The sequence below is a fragment of the Nocardia brasiliensis genome (assembly GCF_042691675.1).
Taxonomy (GTDB): domain Bacteria; phylum Actinomycetota; class Actinomycetes; order Mycobacteriales; family Mycobacteriaceae; genus Nocardia; species Nocardia brasiliensis_D.
On record NZ_CP170507.1, the window covers coordinates 4,665,633 to 4,686,559 of the forward strand.

Here is a 20,927-nt window from a genome sequence, read left to right on the forward strand (position 1 = left end):
TCAGACGGTGAACTCGGTGCCATCGGCCAGGATCTCCACCCCTGCTTGCTCGACCAGCGCACGCGCGCTCGACGACGGATCGAGCAGCGGGTTGGTGTTGTTGAGGTGGGTATAGATTCGGCGAAGTCCAGGGTGGCGGGCAAGGGCGGCGAGCGTGCCGCCGGGCCCGGCCACGGGCAGATGACCCATGAGCGATTGCCCCGCGTCCGGATCCGGTGATCGAACGGCCGAGCCCAGCTCTTTCGCGCTGAAGAAGGTGCCGTCCACCAGTGCGCAGCCCGCCGAGCCCAGCAGTTCGTCCAGGCCGGTCGGCCAACTGGCCAGGCAAGGGGCGTACACCAGCGCACTGCCGGTGGCCAGGTCCTCGATCCGGAAGGCGGTCACCCAGTAGTCGTCGCGCGCCGCCGCGGTGACGTACTTCGGCGCCTTGGCGCTCACCGGTTGCGCGACGACGCGGAGCCCACCGGCCAGTTCGAAGCCGCCGGACACGGTGCTGTCGCGCCACGTCCACGGTCCGTAGCGGTCGAGCAGGCCGCGTAACGGCAGGCCCGCGCCGAGCGCGCCCAGCACCGGCGGCGGAGCGTAGACGGTCAGACCGCAGGCTCCGCGCATGGTGGTCAGGCCGAGCGTGTGGTCCACCTCGCCATCGGTGAGCAGCACACCGCGCACGGGAGTGTCCCGCGGTCCTGGACCGGGCCGCAGGTCCGGCGTGGCGAGCAGCTGCGCGCGAATGTCCGGCGAGGCGTTGAGCAGCCACCAGTCGCGCGAATTGCCGCTGACGGCGACGCAATCCTGGCTGCGCGGCGGCAATGCGCCGCGGCGGGCGCCGAGACAGAGTGCGCAGGCACAATTCCATTGCGGGAAACCACCACCGGCGGCGGTACCGAGCAGGATGAGCTTCACGGAGCCGCCTGCGCCCGCATGGCAAAAGTCGGTTCCGCCGCCTCGGTCAGCGCGGCGTCCACCAGCGGCCGATGCGGCGAGAGCCCGCACACCGGATCGGTGGCCGCGGCGTCACCGGTGAATTGGAATGCCTGGCACCGGCAGCCACCGAAGTCGGTGAAGCGCTCGGGGCAGGAGCGGCACGGTTCACGCATCCAGGCGGTGCCGCGATAGGCGTTGAAAGTGGTTGAGGAATACCAGATCTCGGCCAGCGGACGAAGCAACACGTTCGCTACCGGCAGCGTAGTGATCGCCGATGCCGCCGGGCAGGGCAGGACGTTTCCCTCCGGCGTGACCGTCAGCTGGAGCCTGCCCCAGCCGTCCATGCACGGTTTCGGGCGGTCGGCGAAGTAATCCGCCACCACATAGACCAACTCGGGGCCGTCCGCGTACTTCACCCTGGCCCGCCGCACGGCCTCCCGTGCGGCGTCGAGCTGGGCCGCGGTGGGCAGCAGCGCGGCCCGGTTGCGCAGTCCCCAACCGTAGTACTGGGTGTTGGCCAGCTCGACTCGGTCCGCGCCGAGGCCGACGGCGAGATCGATGATCTGCTCGACCCGATCGATGTTGGTCCGATGCAGCACGGCGTTCACGGTGAGCGGCAACCCTGCGGCCGTAATCGCCTCGGCCGCGCGGAGTTTGACGGCATGCACGCGTGCCCCCGCGATCAGGTCCGCGGTCCGCGCATCCGCGTCCTGCACGGAGAGCTGAATGTGGTCGACGCCGCGTTCGGCGAGCAGTCGAGCCCGCTCGGCGGTCAGCCCGACACCGCTGGTCACCAGGTTGACGTAGGCACCCAATTGCCTGGCGTGCGCGACCAACTCGGGCAGATCCGGACGGGCCAGCGGCTCGCCGCCGGACAAGTGCATCTGCACCACCCCGAGTTCGCGGGCCTGAGTGAGCACGTCGAACCACTGCGCACTGGTCAGTTCCCTTGCGCGCGAGACGAGTTCGACGGGGTTGGAGCAGTAGGGGCAGTGCAGCGGGCAGCGGTGGGTCAGCTCGATCAGCATTCCCAACGGTGCCTCGACAGGTGTTTCAGTCACCTAGCGCCACCACCCGTCGCTGGGCGAGCCGGTCCAGCAGCTCGGCGATGTCCTGGGCGCGGACGCCTTCGTACGTCTCGCCGAGCCGCGCCGCGATGGTGTCGATGCTCGACGCGCCGTCGCACAGTGCGAGCACCGCGGCGGCCGTGTCGTTGAGGACGACCACTCCTTCGGGTAGCAGCGCCAGTTCGCCGTGGGCCGGATCACGGGCCAACCGGACGCCGGGGCGTAACCGCGGCACCGTCCCGGCCATCAGCCACTCCTCCCCGCACCCGTGTGATAGTCGAGGGCATCCAGCATCGCGCGTAGCACCTCGCATTTGAAGGCGAGTGCCGCGACGCAGGCCCGCTGTCGCTCACCCGTGGTGGCGTGCCGGACCACCAGATCCAGTAGTGAGCGGCCCTCGGCCTGCACTACATCGATGCGCGCGGTGAAATACGCGAAGCCCTCCTCCGCGATCCACGGATAGTGCTGCCGCATCCGGCCGAGCCGATAAGCCAACAGGTCCGGCGAGAAGAGCTCGGTCAGCCCGGACGCCGCCGCCTCCAGCCACGGGCGACGCCGAGCGAAATCGAGGTAGGCGTCCACCGCGAACCGGACTCCGGGCAAGACGAGACGTTCCGAAACCACCTCGGCCCGCCCGAGGCCGACCGCCTCGGCTAAGCGCAGCCACTTCTCCGCGCCACCCGAGAAGCCGTCCGCTCCGTCGTGGTACACGATCCGCGGCAGCCACTGACGACGCACCTCCGGCAGTGGGCAGTTGGCGATGATCGCGGCGTCCTTCTGCGGCAGGCTGCGCTGGTAGTACCAGCGGTTGGCCGCCCACAACCGCAGCTCCTCCTTGCCGAGCCGCCCGTCGTGCAGGCGCTCGTGGAATGGGTGCCGATCCCAATACCTGGGCTCGAGTGCCCGGAGCGCTTCCTGGAATTCGGCTGCGCTCCAAGGCGTCTCGGTGTCACAGGCCATGAATTGTCCTACCCGCGTATATCTTTCGCCGCCGTCGCGGGTCAGCCGCGGCCCGCGTAGGCGGTGACTTCGAATGCGGTGTCGAAGAAGACGAAATCAGGTCGGCGCCAGGTCTTCTTGGCCTTTTCGGTGGTCCGATTCATTCCGATGATCTGCATGCGAATGCCTCCGATTGCTGCTCGGATTGGGAGGGGGCTTCACGAGCGTAAGACTCCGCACGGCCACCGCTGTCCCCAGTTGTTCGCCAGTCGAGATGACCATGCTGTTGTGGTTCTACTTGGGCATGACTTCGACACTTCGAAGTGCTGTACGCTACGCCAGCACGGTTGTGATCGCTTTAGTAGCAACATTTTTCACCGCCCTACCCAGTTCCTTCGCGGAGCAGATCGCGGCGGCCGGCGTGCCCGACCTCAATGCCCCTGAAGAGGTTGCGCGCGACATAGACGTGCCGTGGGGCCTGGCCTACCTACCGAATGGTGGTGCGCTGGTGGCCCAGCGCGATACCGGCGTGATCTTGCGGGTCGCACCCGGCGCCAAACCCGAGCAGGCATATCGCGTGCCGGGTGTGGTCGCACGAGGTGAAGGCGGACTGCTCGGCGTCGCGGTATCGCCGAAGTACGCCGAAAACGGTTACGTCTACGCCTATTTCACCAGTAGCAGCGACAACCGGATCGTGCGCTTCCGGCTCGACGGCCAGCCGGAGGTGATTTTCCGAGGAATCGCGAAGGCCAACATTCACAATGGCGGCAGAATCGCATTCGGGCCCGACGGCATGCTGTATGTCGGCACCGGCGACGCGGCGCAGTCGAACCGGTCGCAGGACCCGGCAAGTCCCAACGGCAAGATTCTCCGATTGACCCCCGACGGCAAGCCCGCGCCCGGCAACCCCACCGCCAATTCGCCGGTCTACAGCCTCGGCCACCGCAATGTGCAGGGCCTGGCATGGGATCGGACAGGCCGCCTCTACGCCACCGAATTCGGTCAGAACACCTACGACGAGGTCAATCTGATCGAACCGAAACGCAACTACGGCTGGCCCATTGTCGAAGGCAAGGGTGACACCCAGAACGGCCGCTTCACCAACCCGCTGGTCACCTGGTCGACCAGGGAGGCATCCCCGTCCGGCCTCGCCATCACCGCCAACACGCTGTACGTCGCGGCATTGCGGGGCGAGCGACTGTGGACGATTCCCCAGCGCGACGACGGCACTCTCGGCCAACCAGCAGCCAAGCTGCTCAACCGGTACGGCCGACTGCGCACCGCGGAAGTAGCTCCGGACGGTGCACTGTGGGTCACCACGTCCAACACCGACGGCCGCGGCAACGTCCGTACCGGCGACGACCGGATCATTCGCTTCCCGGCACGCTGAGCTGCCTCCCCCGCAACCGACCCCATCGGTGGATTACTCCGCCGATGGGTCGCCGCACCACGGCTTACGGTCATCTCCTGGCCAGTTCCGCTGCGGCAACTCGGTTTCCGCGGTCATCGGATCGTCCCTTGTCACCGCGATGTCTCACGTCAGATCTCGTCGTGGCGCCACCCAGCTTCTTGTAGGCACCCGCGCGGCTGCCTGCCATGTCAACTCCTCGCTGTTCGCCCGATCACTCCCCCGGTCGAGGCGCTCTGGAACTTCGCCGCTTTCTGCGCGTTCGACCGTTTTGATCGTCGGCCGGGCGACCGGGCCACCGACATCCCCAGATCAAGGGATTGCCAACGGCGCATCCGCGTTTCGCGCAATACTGGTTCGGTGACCGGGGTGGAGTCGTTGTGTCGCACGTTGCCCGAGGTCGGTGCGGAGGCGCTGACCGTCGCCGAATTGGGTACCGAGATCTCGCGTCACCTGAGCCGGGTGGTGCCCCACGACGGCTACATGCTCGTCGGGCTGGATCCACTGTCCGGAGCGGGCTGTCTGCACGCGAAGGAACACGGGTACCGCACCGAGGTCGCGCGCCTGCTCGAACGAGCCGACACCTTCGGCCTGGATGTTCAGCCGTTCGCACAGTTGATGACCGGCCCGTCGCAGGTCGGGGTCACCAGCGTCGACTCAGCCGAATCCCGGCACAGCATCCGGGTGCACGAAGTCATGGTTTCCGAGGGCTTCTGCAGCGAGATGCGGATCGCGCTGACCGCCCGGGGAATCGTCTGGGGCGCGCTGGTCCTGGTTCGGGAACTCGGCCGTCGGTCGTTCTCGGTCGCGGAGGAAACGTGCGCACAGCGTCTCGTGCCTGCCGTTGCCGCCGCGATCGAGCGGTTCGTCCGGGCGAAAGCACTGCGACCGTCCCGTACCGAGCTCCCGCCCGGGGTCCTCCTCGTCGACGCCAACGATTCGATCACCATGGCTACACCGTCCGCGCACGGCTGGCTGGCCGAGCTGACTCGACATTGCGCCCAAGTCGACGGCGGTGAATTGCACGGCATCATCTGGAACATCACCTACCTGGCCCGACGCCGGGCCGGACCGGCATTGAGCCGCGTACCCACGCCCAACGGCTGGGTCGCCGTGCACGCCCAACCCGCCGACACCGCGCCCACCGCGAACATCGCCGTCACCATCCAACCGGCGCCGACGGCGCTCCTGCTACCCGCCGTCGCAACCTGGTACGGCCTCACCGCCCGAGAACACTCCATCGTCGAACAAGCCCTCGACGGCCTGCCGGCCAACCAGATCGCTCGCCGTCTCCAACTGTCCCCGCACACCGTGAACGACCACTTCAAATCGATCTACCGCAAGATCGGCGTGAACAGCCGCGACCAACTCATCGCAGGCATCACCGCCTGAACCCCGCTTGATCGGCTGCCCAGTTCCGACCTCACCGCTGCGCGACTTGCTGAGGGACAGGCCCGCTCGAGCCCAGTCGGCGCGCGACGTATCCGGCATCGCGGCTGACGCCGTGCACGGTGGCCGACAGGATCGTGCGCTGGTATTCCAAGCCGACGAAACCCAGTCCAGGAAGGGTGCGCGAGAGCCCGAATCGCTGATGGGGAAAGCCCGCCGCGTCGAGGACGCCCGTTGACTGGAGGTAACCCGGCGCGGGCCGATACCCGGTGGCCAGGATGACCGCGTCGACGTGCTCACGTTCGCCGGTGGGCCAGTGCAGCGTCCGCTGGCTCGCGCCCACGAACAGCCCACGATGGTCGGGACGCCCGGCCTCGATCGCGCTGCGGTAGCCGCCGATGTCGAGGACCGGAACGGTGGCGTGATCGATCAGCGGCCCGACCGGTATTCGCGATGCGAGCGACAGCAGTCGCCAAACACGCGAGCGCGCGGGTACCGGTTCGTTGGTGGCGTAGCGGACCGGGGATCGGCTCGCCAGACTCGTTCGAGTGTGCTGGGCCAGTTCGACCGCGATCTGCACCGCGGAGTTCCCCGCACCGACCACGACGACCCGCTGCCCGAGAAATGCTCGCGGACAGCGGTATTCGCCAGCGTGCAGCACCCGACCGGTGTATCCCGCCAGCGCGGGTAACTCGGGACGATGCGGGTTGGTGAAGCTGCCGCTCGCGGCCACGACCGCGGTGCTGGTGAACTCGCCACCCGCCTCGGTCCGCACCCGATAGGTCCCCGCCGCGTACTCCACCGAGCTGACCCGCTGACCGGTATGGATGGCGCAGTCCGTACCGGCGGCAGCCGCACGCAGGTAGTCGGCCATCTCGTCGCGCGTCGGATACCGGTCCGGATCGCCGGGAAAGGCCGAGCCCGCCAGCGCGTTGAAGTGGGCCGGGGTGAACAACCGCAAACTGTCGTAGTACTGCGGCCAAGACCCGGCCGTATCGTTGCCGGCCTCGAGCACCACCGGTTGCCAACCCCGCAGGAGCAACGCACGAGCGGCGGCGATACCGGACTGTCCCGCCCCGATCACGATCGCCGTTCGCATGCGCCGAGTCTGATCTGATCGCACCGGCACGGCAAGGCATTATCCGGTCCCCGAAGCTGTGGCGGGCCGCTTGCCCGGTCGGCCGCCACCGAATCGAGTTTCGTTCTACTGCACGGCAGTTCGAGTGTTCAGCGCCACTGTCGCGGGGTGGTGCAATCGCGTCACAGTGGGTACCCGGATTACGACAGGCTCCTACCGACAACGGAAAGAGTGCACTGTGACTACTTCGTATCCCGCCTTATCGGCCCGCCACATTCGTCCGCGCCACACCCACCCGCGATTCGGCAATCCGAAATCCGGTCGTCTGCTGATCGCCGTGTGGGTGATCGTCATGGCATGCCTGAGCATCGCGCTCGTGCTGCTGTGACGGTCATCGGATCGTTGCGGCCGACTCAGGCGTAATCTCGCAGACGGATCGCGGTGCTTACTCGGTCCCGATCCGCACCCTTCTTCCATGAGGAGGTGTCCGTTCGGCATGGCGACATCCGGCGAGGTCGACGGCACAGCACTCGAGGGTGTTCCGGCGACCGCGCTGTGGACGCTGCGGAATCGGGCGATCGAGTCGGCTCGATCGGATTCCGACTTCGGCGATCCCATGGCCGAGCACCTCTACCGGTCGATCAGCTACCCGTATGAGATCTTCGGTGAGCCCAGCCAGTCGCATGCCCGGCGCGCACAGACTTTCGATGTCGCGATCAGCAACAAGCTGGCGCACTCGGACAACTGCACCGTCGTGGCGTTGGGCGAGGGCTTACAAACGACCTACTGGCGGCTCGGCAGCCCGGACGTGCCCTGGCTGTCGGTGGATCTGCCGGAAATAATCGCCTTGCGGGAAGAACTGCTGCCTGCCGAATTCTGGATACACCACGTGGCCACCTCCGCGTTGGACCGCTCGTGGTTCGATCTCGTCACCACCACCGACGTGATCATCACCGCCGAAGGTCTACTGTTCTACCTGCCGCGGGCAGACGTCATCGCCCTGCTGGGCGATCTGGCAAAGCGCTTCCCCGGCGGCAGCATCGTCTTCGACATCATCCCGCCGTTGCTGGCCTGGCTCAGCCGAAAGGGTGCGAAGCCCGCCCGGAACGCCACCTTCCAACTACCACCGCTGCCGTGGGCGATCACCGTATCGCAGGCCCGCCGGCTGCCCGAAAAAGTCCCGCGCATAGCGACATTCACCGAATTGCCGACCGCCCCGGGACGCGGCCTCTGGTGGAACCCGAAATTCACCCGGCTGATCCGCAAGACATCGATACTCGGAAACCAGCGACACTTCATCGCCGAACTCGGCTTCGCCACCCAGTGAACACCCGCACCGCCCCAGTGAGTTCTCCGACAACGAGGGCTCTGCCGCCCTGCACATTACGGGAGCAGTTTGCCTGATTCGCCGTCGTACAACAGGACCCGGCCGGGTTGCGGGATCACCCAACCATCGCTGCCCACCGACGGCTCATCTGCCTCCGGCACCGTGACACTCAGACTGAATCCGTCCGCTTCCACCGTGACCAGAGAAGTCGCACCCAGGTGCTCCACTGTGGACACGACGCCATGGATCGCACCATCCACTGCCTCGGCGGCATACCCCAGATACTCCGGTCGCGCACCCCAGATCACCGATGGCTCCAGGCCGACCAGTTCGCCGGGGATCAGATTCATCGGGGTGGAGCCGATGAAGTTGGCGACGAAAGTGTCGGCGGGCCTGCGGAATACCTCGCGGGCGGTGTCGAGCTGCCGGATCCGCCCGTCCGACATCACCGCGATCCGATCGGCCAGGGCCAGCGCCTCGGCCTGGTCGTGGGTGACGAAGACCGTGGTCACGCCGAGCTCGAGCTGTAGCTTCTTCAGGAAGGTGCGGGCTTCCAGGCGCAACCGAGCGTCCAGGTTGGACAGCGGCTCATCGAACAGGAACACCTTGGGGTGGCAAGCCATCGCCCGCGCCAGCGCCACCCGCTGCTGCTGTCCGCCGGACAGTTCGGCCGGTCGGCGGGCCATCAATCCCCGCAGCGACAACTGATCCCCGGTCTCGGTGGCTTTCGCCGCGCGGGTCCGCCGATCGGTGCCGCGGACCTTCAGCGGATAGGCGATATTGTCCACCACCGACATGTGCGGGAACAGCGCGTAGTCCTGGAACACCATCGCCACATCGCGACGACCGGGCGACAACCGGGTGACGTCCTTCTCGCCGATCCGGATCTGCCCGCCGGTCGGGGTTTCCAGCCCGGCGATGGTGCGCAGCAGCGTCGATTTGCCGCACCCGGACGGCCCGAGCAGCGCGAAGAACTCACCATCCGGGATGGTGAAAGTCAGTCCGTCCAAGGCTGTTACGTCGCCGGGAAAGACCTTGGTCAGCTCCACCACATCGATCTGCGCCACCTAAGACTTGATCCCTCCATGGAACCGGAAGCCGTAGCGCCGGTTGACGAACAGGTACATCAGCACGACCGGAATCGAGTACAGCAGCGAGAACGCCGAGATCGGGCCAAGCAGCGCCCCACCACCTTCGTCGTAGAAGGTGCGCACCACCACCGCGGCGGGCTGCTTCTCCTGGTCGCGCAACAGCAGGAACGGCACCAGGTAAGTCCCCCACACGTTCACCACGGTCCACACCGCGATGGTCGCCAACCCGGGTCGAGCCACCGGCACCACGATTTCGCGCAGGATCCGCAGCGGTCCGGCCCCGAACACCCGTGCCGACTCCTCATAGGACTTGGGCACCGCGTCCATGAAGTCCTTCAGGATGAAGATGGCCGCAGGCAGCAACCCACCCGACAGCACGAGCACCACGCCCAACTGCCGGTCCAGCAGACCCAATTTCCAGACCATCAGGAAGATCGGCACCATCGCCGCCGTGCCGGTGACCACACTCGACAGCAGCAAGAGCAGGTAGAGCAGCGCGTCTCGGCCCGGAATCCGGACCCGGGACAACGCGTACGCGGCCAGCGCCGCGCTGGCAACCACCAGCACCATGCAGGAGAAGGACAGGACCACCGAGTTCCACAGCGAGCCCATGGTCAGGTCGTTCTCGAACAGCGCCGAAAAGTGCTGCAGGGTCGGCTTTTCCGGCACCCGCGGCGCGTACCCGGGGTTGCTGTCGAACGGCGCGGAGGCCAGCCACAGCATCGGTAGCACGAAGAACCCGGTCAGCACCGCGACGAAGGTATAGAACCCGATCCGGGCGACAATCCGTCTGGGACTCATCGGGGCCTCCGCCGCAGCAGCCGCAGGTAGAACAGCGCGAGCACCAGATTGATCAGCAGCATCAGCACCGAAGCGGCCGCGCCGTACCCGAGTGCGCCGTCGTCGATCCCCTGCCGGTAGAGGAAGATCGGCAATGTCTCGCTGCCATGGTTCGGCTCGCCACGGGTCAGCAGATAGGGCGTGAAGTCGTTGAAGGTCCACAGGCTGATCAGCAGCGTGTTCGTCAGGACGTGCGCGCGCACGTGCGGAAACACCACATCCCGCAGTGTTTGCGGGCCGGAGGCACCGGCCAGCCGCGCCGTCTCCAGATGCGACGGCGGCACCGTGGACAGCGCCGCCGAGTACAGCAGCATGGAAAACGCGGTGCCGCGCCAAATGTTGAACACGATGATGACGGCCAGCGGATGCCGGATCATCCAGGCATAGCCGGGGTTGTCCAGCAACTGGTTGATGGTGCCCGCATCGCGGTCCAGCATCGCGATCCACAGCACCGCAACCACACTGGAGGGCAAAATCCAGGCCAGCAGCACCAAGCTTTCCACCAGTGCGCGCAGCCAGCGCGCGGCATCGCGCAGGGACCAGGCCAGGGTGAACCCGAGGAAGTTCTGTCCGATGACGGCCGAGCCGAACACGAACAGCAGCGTGATCCACAGGCTGTTCCGGAACAGCGGGTCGTCCAGCGCGTTGGCGTAGTTGTCCAGTCCCACAAAGGAAACGTCCACCGAGGTGCGCCCGGAGACCGTGAGGTCGGTGAGCCCGATCCACAGCAGCCACAGCGCCGGAAACACCAGGAATGCCGCGATCAGCAGCAGTGCGGGCGTGACGAACGCGCTCGCCTTCCCGCGTCCCAATCCCGCGACATCGCTGTCGGGTCCGGCCGGTCGCACATCGGCGATGCCGGCCGGGCCGGGGGTCGCCGGGTCAGTCACTGGCTACCTTGTCCTTGCCCACCGCCTCCTCCACGGCCTTGCCGTACGCGGCGGCGGCATCGGCCGGGCTCGTGCCGGTGACCACATCCAGCGTCGCCTGCTGCATCGCCTTCGACACGGTGGAGTATTCCGGTAGCGCGGGCCGCAACGACGTGATCGGCAGGATCTGCTCGGACACGAAGGTCAGCATCGGATCGCCGCCGAGCACCTTGGCGTTCACATCTTGTCGCGGTGTGATCCGCGCGCCGCCCATGCTGATCCACTGTTCGTAGGCCGCCGGCGAATTCATGAATTGCAGCAGTTCCCAGGCCAGTTCGACATTCTTGCTCTTCGGGCTGATCACTCGTCCGCTACCGCCGGACATGCTCACGAAGTCCTGCCCGTTCACCCCGGCGCGGGGCGCGGCCGCCGGGATCTTCGCCCAGCCCACCACGGTGTCCCGATCGGCCATCGGGAAGCTGCCACCGGCCGGGTTCAGCACGCCACGCCACAGGAAGTCGCCCTCCAGCAGGATGCCGACCTGTCCCTTGGCGAACTTCTCGAAGCTCTTTTCCCGGCCCTTGGCGTCTTGCTGCAGCTCCGCATCGCCCAACTGCTCGCCGTACAACGTGCGGTAGAACTCCAACACCTCGCGGAAGTTCAAGGTGTTCCCGACCCACTTGCCGCCGTCGTGCATGGCGCTGCCCGCACCCGCCAGCAGCGGCAGAATCCCCTGCATGGTCGTCGCTTCTCCGAAGCTGGTGCCCGCGTTCAGTTGCACCGGAATCACGCCGGGCACGGCCTTCAGCTTTCGGCCCGCCTCGAGTATCTGATCCCAACTGGTCGGCTGCCAGTCCGTCGGCAAACCAGCCCGCTCGAACAGTTCGCGATTGAAGAACAGCACCCGTCCATCGGTGCCTTGTGGGATGCCGAATTGCTTGCCGCCGTAGGACATCAACCGCCGCACCGTCTCCGGCATGTGCTGCCAGCCGTCCCACGCCTGGGCCTTGTCGGCCCCCACCAGCTCGTCCAGCGGCTCGATCTGCTGTCCCTCGGCGAACTCGCCCACCCAGATCCCGTCCAGCGAGACGACATCGGCGCCGGTGCCGGTCTTCAGGTCCTTGGCGATCCGGTTCTTGTAGTCCTCATCAGGCACCCCGGTCGCCTGGAACTTCACCTCGACGGTGCGGCCCTTGGCCTGCTGCTCCTCGACGAACCTGGGGATGATCCACTCTTCGATCCACTTCGCCTCGTCCGCGTTCTTCCCACCGGCCGAGTTGATCGCGTTCGCCGTGATGGTCAGCGCGTTCTGCCCGCCGCTATCCGAACCGCAACCCACCGTTGCGGCCAAGAGCACGCCGACGCTCGCCAACGCCGCGAGCATCCCCCTGTTCGGTGCCATGGGTACCTCCAGCACACTTCCGTTGTCGTTTCCGACGGTGTCACAAGACGGCCCGCACCGGCGGCCATTCCCCGGAATAGGGCCGAAAGGTGTTGCGCCGAACCGGCAGGGGCGCCCTCCCGCGCCTACTTTTCGGGGCTATCGACGGCGTCGTCAGCGCCGTATGGTCCGATCATGCGCCGATTGCTCACTCGACTCGCATTCCCGCTCGCCGCCGCCACCGCCGTTGTGGTCGGCCTGGCCGCGCCCGCACAGGCGGCCGAAACGAAGCTGTCGGTGACAACGCTCACCACCGGTCCGTGCATCGGCAGGCAAGACGTCACCGCGGCCCGATCCGCCACCGGCACCGTGACATTCGCGTGGCACCAGCCGACGCTACTGCTCGGCCTTCCGCTCGGTTGTTCGGCTCGGGTTACGCTTCGCTGGCAGAACACCACCACCGGTGTCACCGGCGCCGACTCGTTCGACATCGCCTTCGGGTCCATCGGCTGTGACATCCCGATCTGCATCGCCTACCGGGCGACCACCGGTCCGGGCCGGATCACCGCCGAACTCGTCTCCGATCTGCCGCACCAGCCCGGTAAGGCGGAGCTGGACCTTACCGACTGAATTCTCGGTTACTCGACGATTACCGCCGCGCGTTATCGTGAATCCACAATAATTGCCCGGCAATATTTTTCGGAGCGCGGTCATGTCGCAATCGTTCGTGAAAACATACAACCGAGCGGACAATCTGGCGGCAGCTATCGGCGAACATGCGATCGTGCGGCCGGACAGTGCCGCCATCGTCTGCGGCGATGACGTCACCGATTACGCGACGATGCACCGGGTGTCGAATCAGGTAGCGCATGCCCTGCGCGCCGCCGGTCTGGAACGCGGCGACCGCATCGCCTATCTCGGCCGTGATTCCGCCCGGTTGTACCAGCTGCTGATCGGCTGCTCGATCATCGGAACGGTCCTCGTTCCGATCAATTGGCGACTGACCAGCGCCGAGGTGACCCACATAATCACCGATGCGGACTGCGAAATAGTATTCCTCGACTCGGCCGCCGAGGAACTGGCCGAGAATCTGCCACCCGCCGGATGGAACCTTGCCCGGCTGATCAGGATGGACCGCGACGGCATTCCGGGCGCCGGATTCACCGATTGGATTGCCGCACAACCCGATACGCCGCCATCAGTGCGAACTACGCAGACGGACCCGCTGCTCCAGATGTACACCAGCGGAACGACGGGCGCGTCGAAAGGGGTGGTGATCGCGCAGCGCAGCCTGTTCGTCGTGTGGGACATCCTGCACCAGCAGGGGTTCGAATGGTTACAGATGGCAGACGACGACCGCTGTTTCGTCGCCATTCCAGGCTTCCATATCGCGGGCCTCGGTTGGGTCGTCCAAGGCCTCATCGCGGGCGCTCCGCTGTTCATCCTGCCGGAATTCACCCCAGGCCGAGCGCTGGACATCATCCGGTCCCGTTCGATAACCGTCATGTGCGGAGTTCCGGTGATGCTCGCGCTCATTCTCGCCGAGCCCGGAATATCCCCGGCGGACTTCGCCGGTCTGCGGCAGATCGCCTACAGCGGATCACCGATACCCGAGGACATGCTCGTCGAATGCATGAACAGTTTCGGCTGCGACTTCGTTCAGTTCTACGGCATGACCGAAACCGCTACCCCGCTGACCTTTCTGCCACCGACGGACCACAAGGCGGGTAGCCCGAGACTGCGGTCGGCGGGATTCCCCTATCCCGGCTGCGAGATGGCCGTGGTTGACCCCGCCGGTAATCGCCTGCCGCCCGGCGAGATCGGCGAGATCATCGCACACGGACCGGCCCCTATGCTCGGCTACTGGAATCGTCCCGAAGCCACGGCCGACATCATCGGCGCCGACGGCTGGATCCACACCGGGGATGCCGGATGGATCGACCAGGACGGCTACGTCTACATCTGCGACCGGATCAAGGACATGATCATCATCGGTGGCGAGAACATCTATCCGGCCGAAGTGGAGAACGCCATCGTCGGCCATCCGGCCGTCCGCGAAGCCGCGGTCGTCGGGGTGCCCGACGACCGCTGGGGCGAAACCGTGCACGCCTTCGTCTCGCTGCTACCGGGGCGCACGGTTACCCAGCGCGAACTCGTGCTGTTCCTGCGCGACAAACTCGCGTCCTTCAAGCACCCACGCCACGTCGAATTCGTCGACTATCTGCCCCGCAACGCGAGCGGCAAGATTTTGCGCCGTGAGCTGCGCCAGCGGTTCTGGGCGGATCGAGACCGCGCCGTCAACTGAGCCCCGGTTAGGGGTCCGTCGCATAGGGGTTCTGTGCGCCGGAAAGTGCCTGCTACACCTGGTTATCTGGGGATGGAGGCACAGATGGAATTTCGGATACTCGGTGCATTGGATGTCACTGCGCACGGCGTGCAGGTCGATCTCGGCGGGCTCACCCGCCGCGCTGTGCTCGGGTACCTGCTCTTACATCCGAACCAGGTGGTGCCGGCCAGTCAACTGAGAGATGCCCTGTGGCACGGCGATCCGCCGCCCACGGCGCGAAAGATCGTGCAGAACGCCGTTTCCGCGATCCGCAAGATCATCGCGGACCGCGAGCACGCCGACTCCGCGACGGCCTTGCTGACGAAGGTGCCCGGCTACCTGCTCGAGGTCGATCCGGACGCGGTCGACCTGTGCCGCTTCCGTCGACTGGTCGAACAGGGACGGGCCGAATCGGCCGCGGGATCGCCCGCCGCGGCACAGTTGTCGTTGCGGCGCGCACTGCAACTCTGGCACGGCAACGCCTTGGCCGATCTGGCGGAGGCCGGAATACTCTGGCGCGAGCTGACCGCGCTGGCGGACGAGCGGCTCAACGCCTACGAAGACTGCTTCGACGCCGAGCTCGCCTGCGGCAGACACCGCGAGATCACCCCGGAGCTGGAAATACTCACCGCGGCAGCACCATTGCGCGAGGGCCTGTGCCGTCAATACATGCTTGCCCTGTACCGCTCCGGCAGGCAGGTCGACGCACTCGGTGTCTATCAGCGGTCACGGGCGAATCTGGTCGACGGCCTCGGCATCGAACCCGGGCGGGATCTGCAACGACTGCATCAAATGATCTTGACACAGGATGCATCGTTGCAGACCAGGAAGTTTCGGCCGCCCGCGTGATCGCACGCTCACCCGAAAGCGCGGGCCGCCTCCATGCCGGAACGACAGCACGCTTCGAGCTGCGCGCCCCGCAGATAGTCCCCCGCCAGTGCGAGTCCGGGTACCGCCTCGACCTCGGCCCGCACCTTCGACAGGAACTCACCGTGATAGGGCAGATAGGCGCAATACGCGGCGTCCCAGATCCGTTCGACCTTGCGGACCCGACGGACCGGCCCCGTCCCGAGCAGCGAGGTGACCCGCTGCTCCGCCTCGTTCAACCAGGTCTCCAGCACGTCCGGCGACGGCGTCGGCCTGGCCGCCCTGCCGCTGAAGGTGTATCGAACGATATTGAGGTCGTTGATTCCGTAGACGCCCGCATTGCTGCACGGTCCGTCATCGAGCACGATGGCGCGCACGCCCTGATGAAAGACCGGCCGCTCGTATTCCACCAGCACAACGGTCGACGGAAAGTACCTGACATCCATCAGCAGACTGCTCAGCGCCGGCAGGTCCGACTTGACGATGTCGGCGGCGGCGTGGGCCGGGGTCGCCAGCACCACACCGTCATACTGCCGCTCGCGCAGCGGCCCGCCGTTCTGCACGACGCCGACACCGGCAATGCGGCCGTCGTCGAGGAGCAATCGTTCGACCCGGGTGTTCGTGTGTGCCGGAATCCGCTGGGTCAGTGCGGTGAGCGCGGGCTCGATGCCGTCGGTGAGTTGGTCGTAGGTGTCGAGGAACATGCCGAGGTTGGTGCCGAACGTGCCCAGATACACCTCATCGGGTTCGGCACCGTTGAGCCGCACCGTCAGCGCGCGGAACATGTTGTGCGCGATGCGCGGACCGAAATGCGCACTCAGCGGCCGATCGTCGCTCGCGGCGGCGATATCGGTGAAGGTGGCCGAGCCGAGGAATTTGTTCTCGGCGTTACGACGGACCCGCGACAGCAGGTAGAGCAGCTTCGCCAAATCGCTGGGCGGGCCGAGTTTCCGGAGCCAGTTCAGTTTTTCGAGCGGACCGTTGCTGCTGTCGAAGGTGACCAGGAGTCCGTCGATGACCCGCGAGGTGTTGATCCCGAACGGCTCATAACCGGTAGCGCCCAGCTCAGCGAGGAGTGCGCGCATCGCGGTGTAGGTTCGCCCGAGATTCTTCCCGCCCATCATCACCGGGCGGTCCCCGAGGCGGTCGATACCGAACCGGCCGCCGAGGACGCTCGAACGCTCGATCAGGTCGACCTCGTGGCCCGCGGTGTGCAATCGGAATGCCGCGGCGATTCCGGCGATCCCCGAACCGACTACCGCCACATGTCGGGGTGGCTTACTCGTTGCAGTGTCCATCGGTTGTCCTCCTTGCTCAGTCCGGTGGGTACGGGGCGAGTTCGACGGTGCAGGCGGCGATCGTGGTGCCGAACTGGGACAGCTCGAGCTCGATGACGGCGCCGCCGGCTGCATCCGGTAGCACGGCGGCCCCGAAGTCGGCGTCGGCGTCGAGTTCGGCGAACCCGGTGAACGTCGCGTGGATGGCGGCGATGGCCACGACCGGCGTTGCGAGCGCACCGGTTTCGCAGGCCGCGAGCACGGCGGCCTGCCGGAAACCCTCGAGGATGAGCGGGCCGGGCAGGTGGTCGTAGGCGTGGTCGAAGAACGACGGGTGCCGCTGATCCACCACCAAGGGCAACACCAGTGCCGAGTCTTGTCCCGTGCGGGGAAGGCCGACCACCACGTTGCGCGAGTCTCGGCGACCGACCCGGGCGGGCTGGACCGGTCTGCGGGCAGCGATTTCCGCATCTGGCTCAGCCGGACGTGTCTGCTGCTGATGCCGTCGGAACTGCTCGTATGCCTCGCGGGGGAAAGCGATTCCACTGCCGCGCACGACCATCGCCAGCGCGGCGCCGATCGTCAGGCTCGCGGTGAAGTTGTTGTCCGCGAAGTAGCCGCCGGTGCCGCCGATCTGCGGCGCGTGAACGCGGACGATGCCCTCCAAGGGTGCACTGCCGTCCTCGCGCAGCGCGCTATGGTCCTCGACGTCGGTTTCCATCCGCTGCAGGCTCATCGGCGTGCCGAGCGGCACGCGCAGATACCGGTGCCCGATGACGGTCATCGCCTGCCGGATCGCCTCGACCGCCGCCAACGGGTCGTGGTAGGCGGCGACATGGTCGGACCAATGCGAGTGCGCCCTCGGTATCTGGATGGCGGCCAGAAATTCCTCCGGCCCGAGCGCCGCGGTGTCGGCCACGAAAACCTCACCGAGACAGCGGCGATGGGCCAGGGTGCGCGGCACGGTCTGCTCGAAGCTCAGTGTTTCGACGGTCATGGTGTCGTCCTCGGGGAGGCGAGCTCGGGCACCGTCAATTCGGCGCAGATCAGTTCGGCCAGCGCCCGTGGTGTCGGATCGGCGAAGAAGTGCTCCAACGGGAGTGCCGTTCCCGCAACGGTGTTCAGTCGCGCGCGCAGCTCGAGCACGGACAGCGAGGTGAGACCGGAGCCGAGAATGCCTTTTTCGGTGTCGATGTCATCGGCCGGGCAGTCGATCAGGATCGCACTGAGCTGTGAGCGCACCACACCGAGCACATAGTCGACTCGCCGCGCGGGCTCCAGTTCGGACCATCCGGCGCAGAACTCGGCGGCCGGGTCCGGCGCTGTGGCCGAGTCGCCGGGCTCGGCTCGGCCGAGACCGTCCGGCATCGAGACGACACGGTGTTCGGAATCGCACCAGTAATGCGCTCCCGTGCGCCAGTACCGCCGATGCTGAAAGGCGTAGGTCGGCAGGTCGACGAGCTCTGCCCCGCTACCCGCGAACACCGCAGGCCAGTCCATGGCCGCGCCACGAATCCAGGCACCCGCGGCCGCCCGGAGCAGACCGGCGTCCTCGGGCTCACCGGCGCGCAGTGTCGGAATCGACACGACGCGACCGTCGGCAACGCATTCCTGGCTCATACCGGACAGGACGTCGCCGGGCCCGAGCTCGACGAAGGTGCCGACGCCCGCGCCGAGCAGGAAACGGACAGAATCGTAGAACAGCACCGGTTTTCGGGCCTGATCCACCCAGTAGTCGGTGGTGCACAACCGCGTAGCCGGAGCGCCGGTCACATTGGAGACCACCGTGATCGCCGGGGGCCGCAGCTCGGCCTTGGCCACAACGTCTCGGTAATCGTCGAGCAGGTCATCGAGATGCGGCGAATGGAAGGCGCGGTCCACCCGGAGTTGTTTGACGCGCCTGCCCCGTTCGCGCCACTGTTTCGCGACCGCCCGCACGGCGTCGCCGTCCCCGGAAATGACGGTGGCGTTGGGGCCGTTGCTGGCGGCGACCGACACGCGGCCATCCGATCCGGCGAGCGAGGCCGCCACCTCGTCGTGGGTGGCGCGGATCGAAACCATGGCCCCTGGGCCGAGCCGCTGCATGAGCCGTCCTCGGGCGGCAACCACCGCCGCCGCATCGGACACCGAGAAGACACCGGCCAGGTGGGCGGCCGCCAGCTCGCCTATCGAGTGCCCGAGCACGAAATCGGCGCGGAATCCCCAGGATTCGAGCAAACGGAACAGCGCTACCTCGATCGTGAACAGCGCGGGTTGGGTGAAGTCGGTGCGGTCGAGCAGAGCGGCGGAGCCGTTGTTCGAACCGAACAGCACCGAACGCAGCGGGCGGTTTAGGTGCGGATCAAAGCAAGCACACAACTCGTCGACAGCATCCCGGTACCGCGGAAACCGTTGATACAGTTCGCGGCCCATGCCGATCCGCTGGCTGCCTTGACCGGGCAACAGCACGGCCACGGTGCCGTGGCGGGTGCTCGGCGTGTTTCCCGCCGCTACGGATCGGTGCAGCGCGCCATCGGCAAGCGCCGCCGCCCCCGCTACCAGCTCGGCCCGCGTATCCGCGAGCAGCACCGCGCGATAAGGGAACACGGCACGCGTTGTCGCCAGCGCCGCTCCGATATCGGCGATACGATGCCCGGGCTCCGCGGTGCAGGTTTCACCCAACCGCGCCGCCTGATCGCGCAACGCCCGCTCCGACTTCGCCGATAGCACGCACGGCCACACCACCTGCGGCACAGGCACTTCCGGGCTCGCGACGGCCGCAGACTCTTCGGCGGGGTCGTATTCGACGATCACGTGCGCGTTGGTGCCGCTGAACCCGAACGAGGACACCCCGGCCCGGCGCGGCCGCCCGGTGCCCGGCCATGCCTGTGGTTCGGTCAGCAGCCGGATCTCACCGGCCGACCAGTCGACATGCCCCGACGGCGCGTCCACATGCAGTGTCGCGGGCGCGATGCCGTGCCGCATAGCCAAGACGATCTTGATGAGCCCGGCGGCGCCGGAGGCGGACTGGGTATGCCCGAAGTTCGACTTGATCGACCCGAGCCACAACGGCTGTCCCGGCGGGTGTTCGCGGCCGTAGGTGGCCAGCAATGCCTGCGCCTCGATCGGATCGCCGAGCACGGTGCCGGTGCCGTGGCCCTCCACCACGTCCACGGCGGCCGCCGACAGCCCCGCCGTGGCCAGCGCGCGGCGGATCACTCGCTGCTGGGACAGCCCGTTCGGTGCGGTCAGACCATTGGAGGCACCGTCGGAATTGACCGCGGAACCGCGGACCACCGCGAGCACCCGATGCCGGTTGCGCCTGGCGTCCGAGAGTCGTTCCAGCACAAGCACCGCGACGCCCTCCGACCAGGCGGTGCCATCGGCCGCCGCGGCGTAGGACTTGCATCGGCCGTCCGGCGCCGCCGCGCGCTGCCGGGAGAAGACCACCAGTTGCCGCGGCTGCGCCATCACGGTGGCCCCGCCCGTCAGGGCCAAGGAACAGTCGCCTGCCCGTAGCGCTAGCACCGCCTGATGCAATGCGACCAATGAGCCGGAGCACGCCGTGTCGACCGTGACGGCGGGCCCCTCCAGCCCCAGCGCGTAGGCGACCCGTCCGGCCAGGACGCTGGGCGTGTTCCCCAGCACGTAATACGTCTCGTACCCGTCCCATTCGCGCGACCATTCCCAGTAGGCCTGATCCATGCAGGCGGCGAAAACGCCGGTATCGGTGCCACGCAACGTCATCGGATTGATCCGTGACCGCTCTATCGCCTCCCAGGCGACCTCGAGCAACAGTCGCTGCTGCGGGTCGATCGCCAGCGCCTCGCGGTCGGTGATGCCGAAGAAGCCCGCGTCGAACTCGGCGACGTCCTCCAGGAACGCTCCGGCGGCCACCGTCGGCACATCTGTGTCACTGTCGTACGCGGCGGCGGGCGGCCAACCTCGGTCGGACGGGAAGCCCATGACTACTTCGCGTCCTTCGAACACCAACTGCCACAGGTCTTCCGGCGAACGGATGTGACCGGGGAACCGGCAGGCCATGCCGATGATCGCGATCGGCTCGCCGGCCCGTTGCTGTACCTCGTGCAACCGCTGCTTGGTCTCGTACAGTTCCCGCGCGGTCCGCTTGAGGTATCTGCGCAACTCCTCGTCGGTTGCCATC

At 66.8% G+C, this 20,927-nt stretch carries 20 protein-coding genes; 7 read left to right on the forward strand and 13 right to left on the reverse strand.

The genetic code is table 11. From position 1 onward, the window contains the following. From pqqB to pqqA, 5 genes are read right to left on the reverse strand one after another with little or no spacing between them, the layout of a single operon-like run. Positions 1 to 903, reverse strand: coding sequence for a pyrroloquinoline quinone biosynthesis protein PqqB (gene pqqB, locus ACFK0J_RS21555; protein ID WP_378729970.1), 903 nt, complete (start codon positions 901 to 903; stop codon positions 1 to 3). Next, on the reverse strand, positions 900 to 1,985 hold the full coding sequence (pqqE, locus tag ACFK0J_RS21560) for a pyrroloquinoline quinone biosynthesis protein PqqE (protein ID WP_378729972.1): 1,086 nt from the start codon (positions 1,983 to 1,985) through the stop codon (positions 900 to 902). The genes pqqB and pqqE overlap by 4 nt, the downstream gene beginning before the upstream one ends. After that, positions 1,978 to 2,238 (reverse strand): pyrroloquinoline quinone biosynthesis peptide chaperone PqqD, encoded by a 261-nt coding sequence (gene pqqD / locus ACFK0J_RS21565; RefSeq protein WP_378729974.1) that lies wholly within the window; start codon positions 2,236 to 2,238, stop codon positions 1,978 to 1,980. Before pqqD ends, pqqE begins: the two co-directional genes overlap by 8 nt. Then, positions 2,238 to 2,951 carry a pyrroloquinoline-quinone synthase PqqC gene (gene pqqC, locus ACFK0J_RS21570; protein ID WP_378729976.1) on the reverse strand — a complete coding sequence of 238 codons (714 nt, stop codon included), beginning with the start codon at positions 2,949 to 2,951 and terminating at the stop codon, positions 2,238 to 2,240. The genes pqqD and pqqC overlap by 1 nt, the downstream gene beginning before the upstream one ends. Before the next feature lie 41 nt (positions 2,952 to 2,992). Then, positions 2,993 to 3,109 carry a pyrroloquinoline quinone precursor peptide PqqA gene (pqqA, locus tag ACFK0J_RS21575; RefSeq protein WP_378729978.1) on the reverse strand — a complete coding sequence of 39 codons (117 nt, stop codon included), beginning with the start codon at positions 3,107 to 3,109 and terminating at the stop codon, positions 2,993 to 2,995. A gap of 170 nt (positions 3,110 to 3,279) precedes the next feature. Between pqqA and ACFK0J_RS21580 the strand changes: the two genes are divergently transcribed. After that, entirely contained in the window at positions 3,280 to 4,320 is a 1,041-nt protein-coding gene (locus ACFK0J_RS21580) for a PQQ-dependent sugar dehydrogenase (protein ID WP_378729980.1), read from the forward strand. A gap of 378 nt (positions 4,321 to 4,698) precedes the next feature. Further along, positions 4,699 to 5,730 carry a helix-turn-helix transcriptional regulator gene (locus ACFK0J_RS21585; protein ID WP_378729981.1) on the forward strand — a complete coding sequence of 344 codons (1,032 nt, stop codon included), beginning with the start codon at positions 4,699 to 4,701 and terminating at the stop codon, positions 5,728 to 5,730. 31 nt (positions 5,731 to 5,761) lie between these two features. Here ACFK0J_RS21585 and ACFK0J_RS21590 read toward each other — a convergent pair whose 3' ends face one another. Next, entirely contained in the window at positions 5,762 to 6,826 is a 1,065-nt protein-coding gene (locus ACFK0J_RS21590) for a flavin-containing monooxygenase (protein WP_378729983.1), read from the reverse strand. Positions 6,827 to 7,043: 217 nt separating this feature from the next. Here ACFK0J_RS21590 and ACFK0J_RS21595 point away from each other — a divergent pair, with 217 nt between their 5' ends. Both ACFK0J_RS21595 and ACFK0J_RS21600 read left to right on the forward strand, forming a co-directional pair. Continuing rightward, the gene (locus ACFK0J_RS21595; protein WP_378729985.1) at positions 7,044 to 7,193 is read left to right on the forward strand and encodes a hypothetical protein; all 150 of its coding nucleotides are present in this window, start codon (positions 7,044 to 7,046) and stop codon (positions 7,191 to 7,193) included. Positions 7,194 to 7,301: 108 nt separating this feature from the next. Continuing rightward, positions 7,302 to 8,132 carry a class I SAM-dependent methyltransferase gene (locus tag ACFK0J_RS21600; RefSeq protein ID WP_378729987.1) on the forward strand — a complete coding sequence of 277 codons (831 nt, stop codon included), beginning with the start codon at positions 7,302 to 7,304 and terminating at the stop codon, positions 8,130 to 8,132. A gap of 56 nt (positions 8,133 to 8,188) precedes the next feature. Here the strand turns inward: ACFK0J_RS21600 and ACFK0J_RS21605 are convergent, their stop codons facing one another. The 4 genes from ACFK0J_RS21605 to ACFK0J_RS21620 are packed head-to-tail and all read right to left on the reverse strand — an operon-like array spanning position 8,189 to position 12,334. Then, complete coding sequence (locus ACFK0J_RS21605) at positions 8,189 to 9,199, reverse strand: ABC transporter ATP-binding protein (protein ID WP_378729989.1); 1,011 nt, start codon at positions 9,197 to 9,199, stop codon at positions 8,189 to 8,191. After that, positions 9,200 to 10,024 carry a carbohydrate ABC transporter permease gene (locus tag ACFK0J_RS21610; RefSeq protein ID WP_378729991.1) on the reverse strand — a complete coding sequence of 275 codons (825 nt, stop codon included), beginning with the start codon at positions 10,022 to 10,024 and terminating at the stop codon, positions 9,200 to 9,202. Further along, positions 10,021 to 10,953: a carbohydrate ABC transporter permease gene (locus ACFK0J_RS21615; protein WP_378729993.1), complete on the reverse strand. Its 933-nt coding sequence runs from the start codon at positions 10,951 to 10,953 to the stop codon at positions 10,021 to 10,023. The genes ACFK0J_RS21610 and ACFK0J_RS21615 overlap by 4 nt, the downstream gene beginning before the upstream one ends. Next, positions 10,946 to 12,334, reverse strand: a complete 1,389-nt coding sequence (locus ACFK0J_RS21620; RefSeq protein WP_378729995.1) for an extracellular solute-binding protein — start codon at positions 12,332 to 12,334, stop codon at positions 10,946 to 10,948. The genes ACFK0J_RS21615 and ACFK0J_RS21620 overlap by 8 nt, the downstream gene beginning before the upstream one ends. Before the next feature lie 174 nt (positions 12,335 to 12,508). Between ACFK0J_RS21620 and ACFK0J_RS21625 the strand changes: the two genes are divergently transcribed. From ACFK0J_RS21625 to ACFK0J_RS21635, 3 genes are all read left to right on the forward strand, one after another. Further along, the gene (locus tag ACFK0J_RS21625; protein ID WP_378729997.1) at positions 12,509 to 12,943 is read left to right on the forward strand and encodes a hypothetical protein; all 435 of its coding nucleotides are present in this window, start codon (positions 12,509 to 12,511) and stop codon (positions 12,941 to 12,943) included. 82 nt (positions 12,944 to 13,025) lie between these two features. Then, entirely contained in the window at positions 13,026 to 14,618 is a 1,593-nt protein-coding gene (locus ACFK0J_RS21630) for a long-chain-fatty-acid--CoA ligase (RefSeq protein ID WP_378729999.1), read from the forward strand. 84 nt (positions 14,619 to 14,702) lie between these two features. Next, positions 14,703 to 15,488, forward strand: coding sequence for a BTAD domain-containing putative transcriptional regulator (locus ACFK0J_RS21635; RefSeq protein ID WP_378730001.1), 786 nt, complete (start codon positions 14,703 to 14,705; stop codon positions 15,486 to 15,488). A gap of 8 nt (positions 15,489 to 15,496) precedes the next feature. On the opposite strand, the gene ACFK0J_RS21640 is transcribed toward ACFK0J_RS21635, so the two are convergent. The 3 genes from ACFK0J_RS21640 to ACFK0J_RS21650 are packed head-to-tail and all read right to left on the reverse strand — an operon-like array spanning position 15,497 to position 20,926. Next, positions 15,497 to 16,804: a protoporphyrinogen/coproporphyrinogen oxidase gene (locus ACFK0J_RS21640; protein ID WP_378730003.1), complete on the reverse strand. Its 1,308-nt coding sequence runs from the start codon at positions 16,802 to 16,804 to the stop codon at positions 15,497 to 15,499. A gap of 16 nt (positions 16,805 to 16,820) precedes the next feature. Further along, positions 16,821 to 17,780, reverse strand: a complete 960-nt coding sequence (locus tag ACFK0J_RS21645) for an AfsA-related hotdog domain-containing protein (protein WP_378730005.1) — start codon at positions 17,778 to 17,780, stop codon at positions 16,821 to 16,823. Further along, positions 17,777 to 20,926, reverse strand: coding sequence for a type I polyketide synthase (locus tag ACFK0J_RS21650; protein ID WP_378730007.1), 3,150 nt, complete (start codon positions 20,924 to 20,926; stop codon positions 17,777 to 17,779). The genes ACFK0J_RS21645 and ACFK0J_RS21650 overlap by 4 nt, the downstream gene beginning before the upstream one ends. Position 20,927 lies beyond the last annotated feature (1 nt).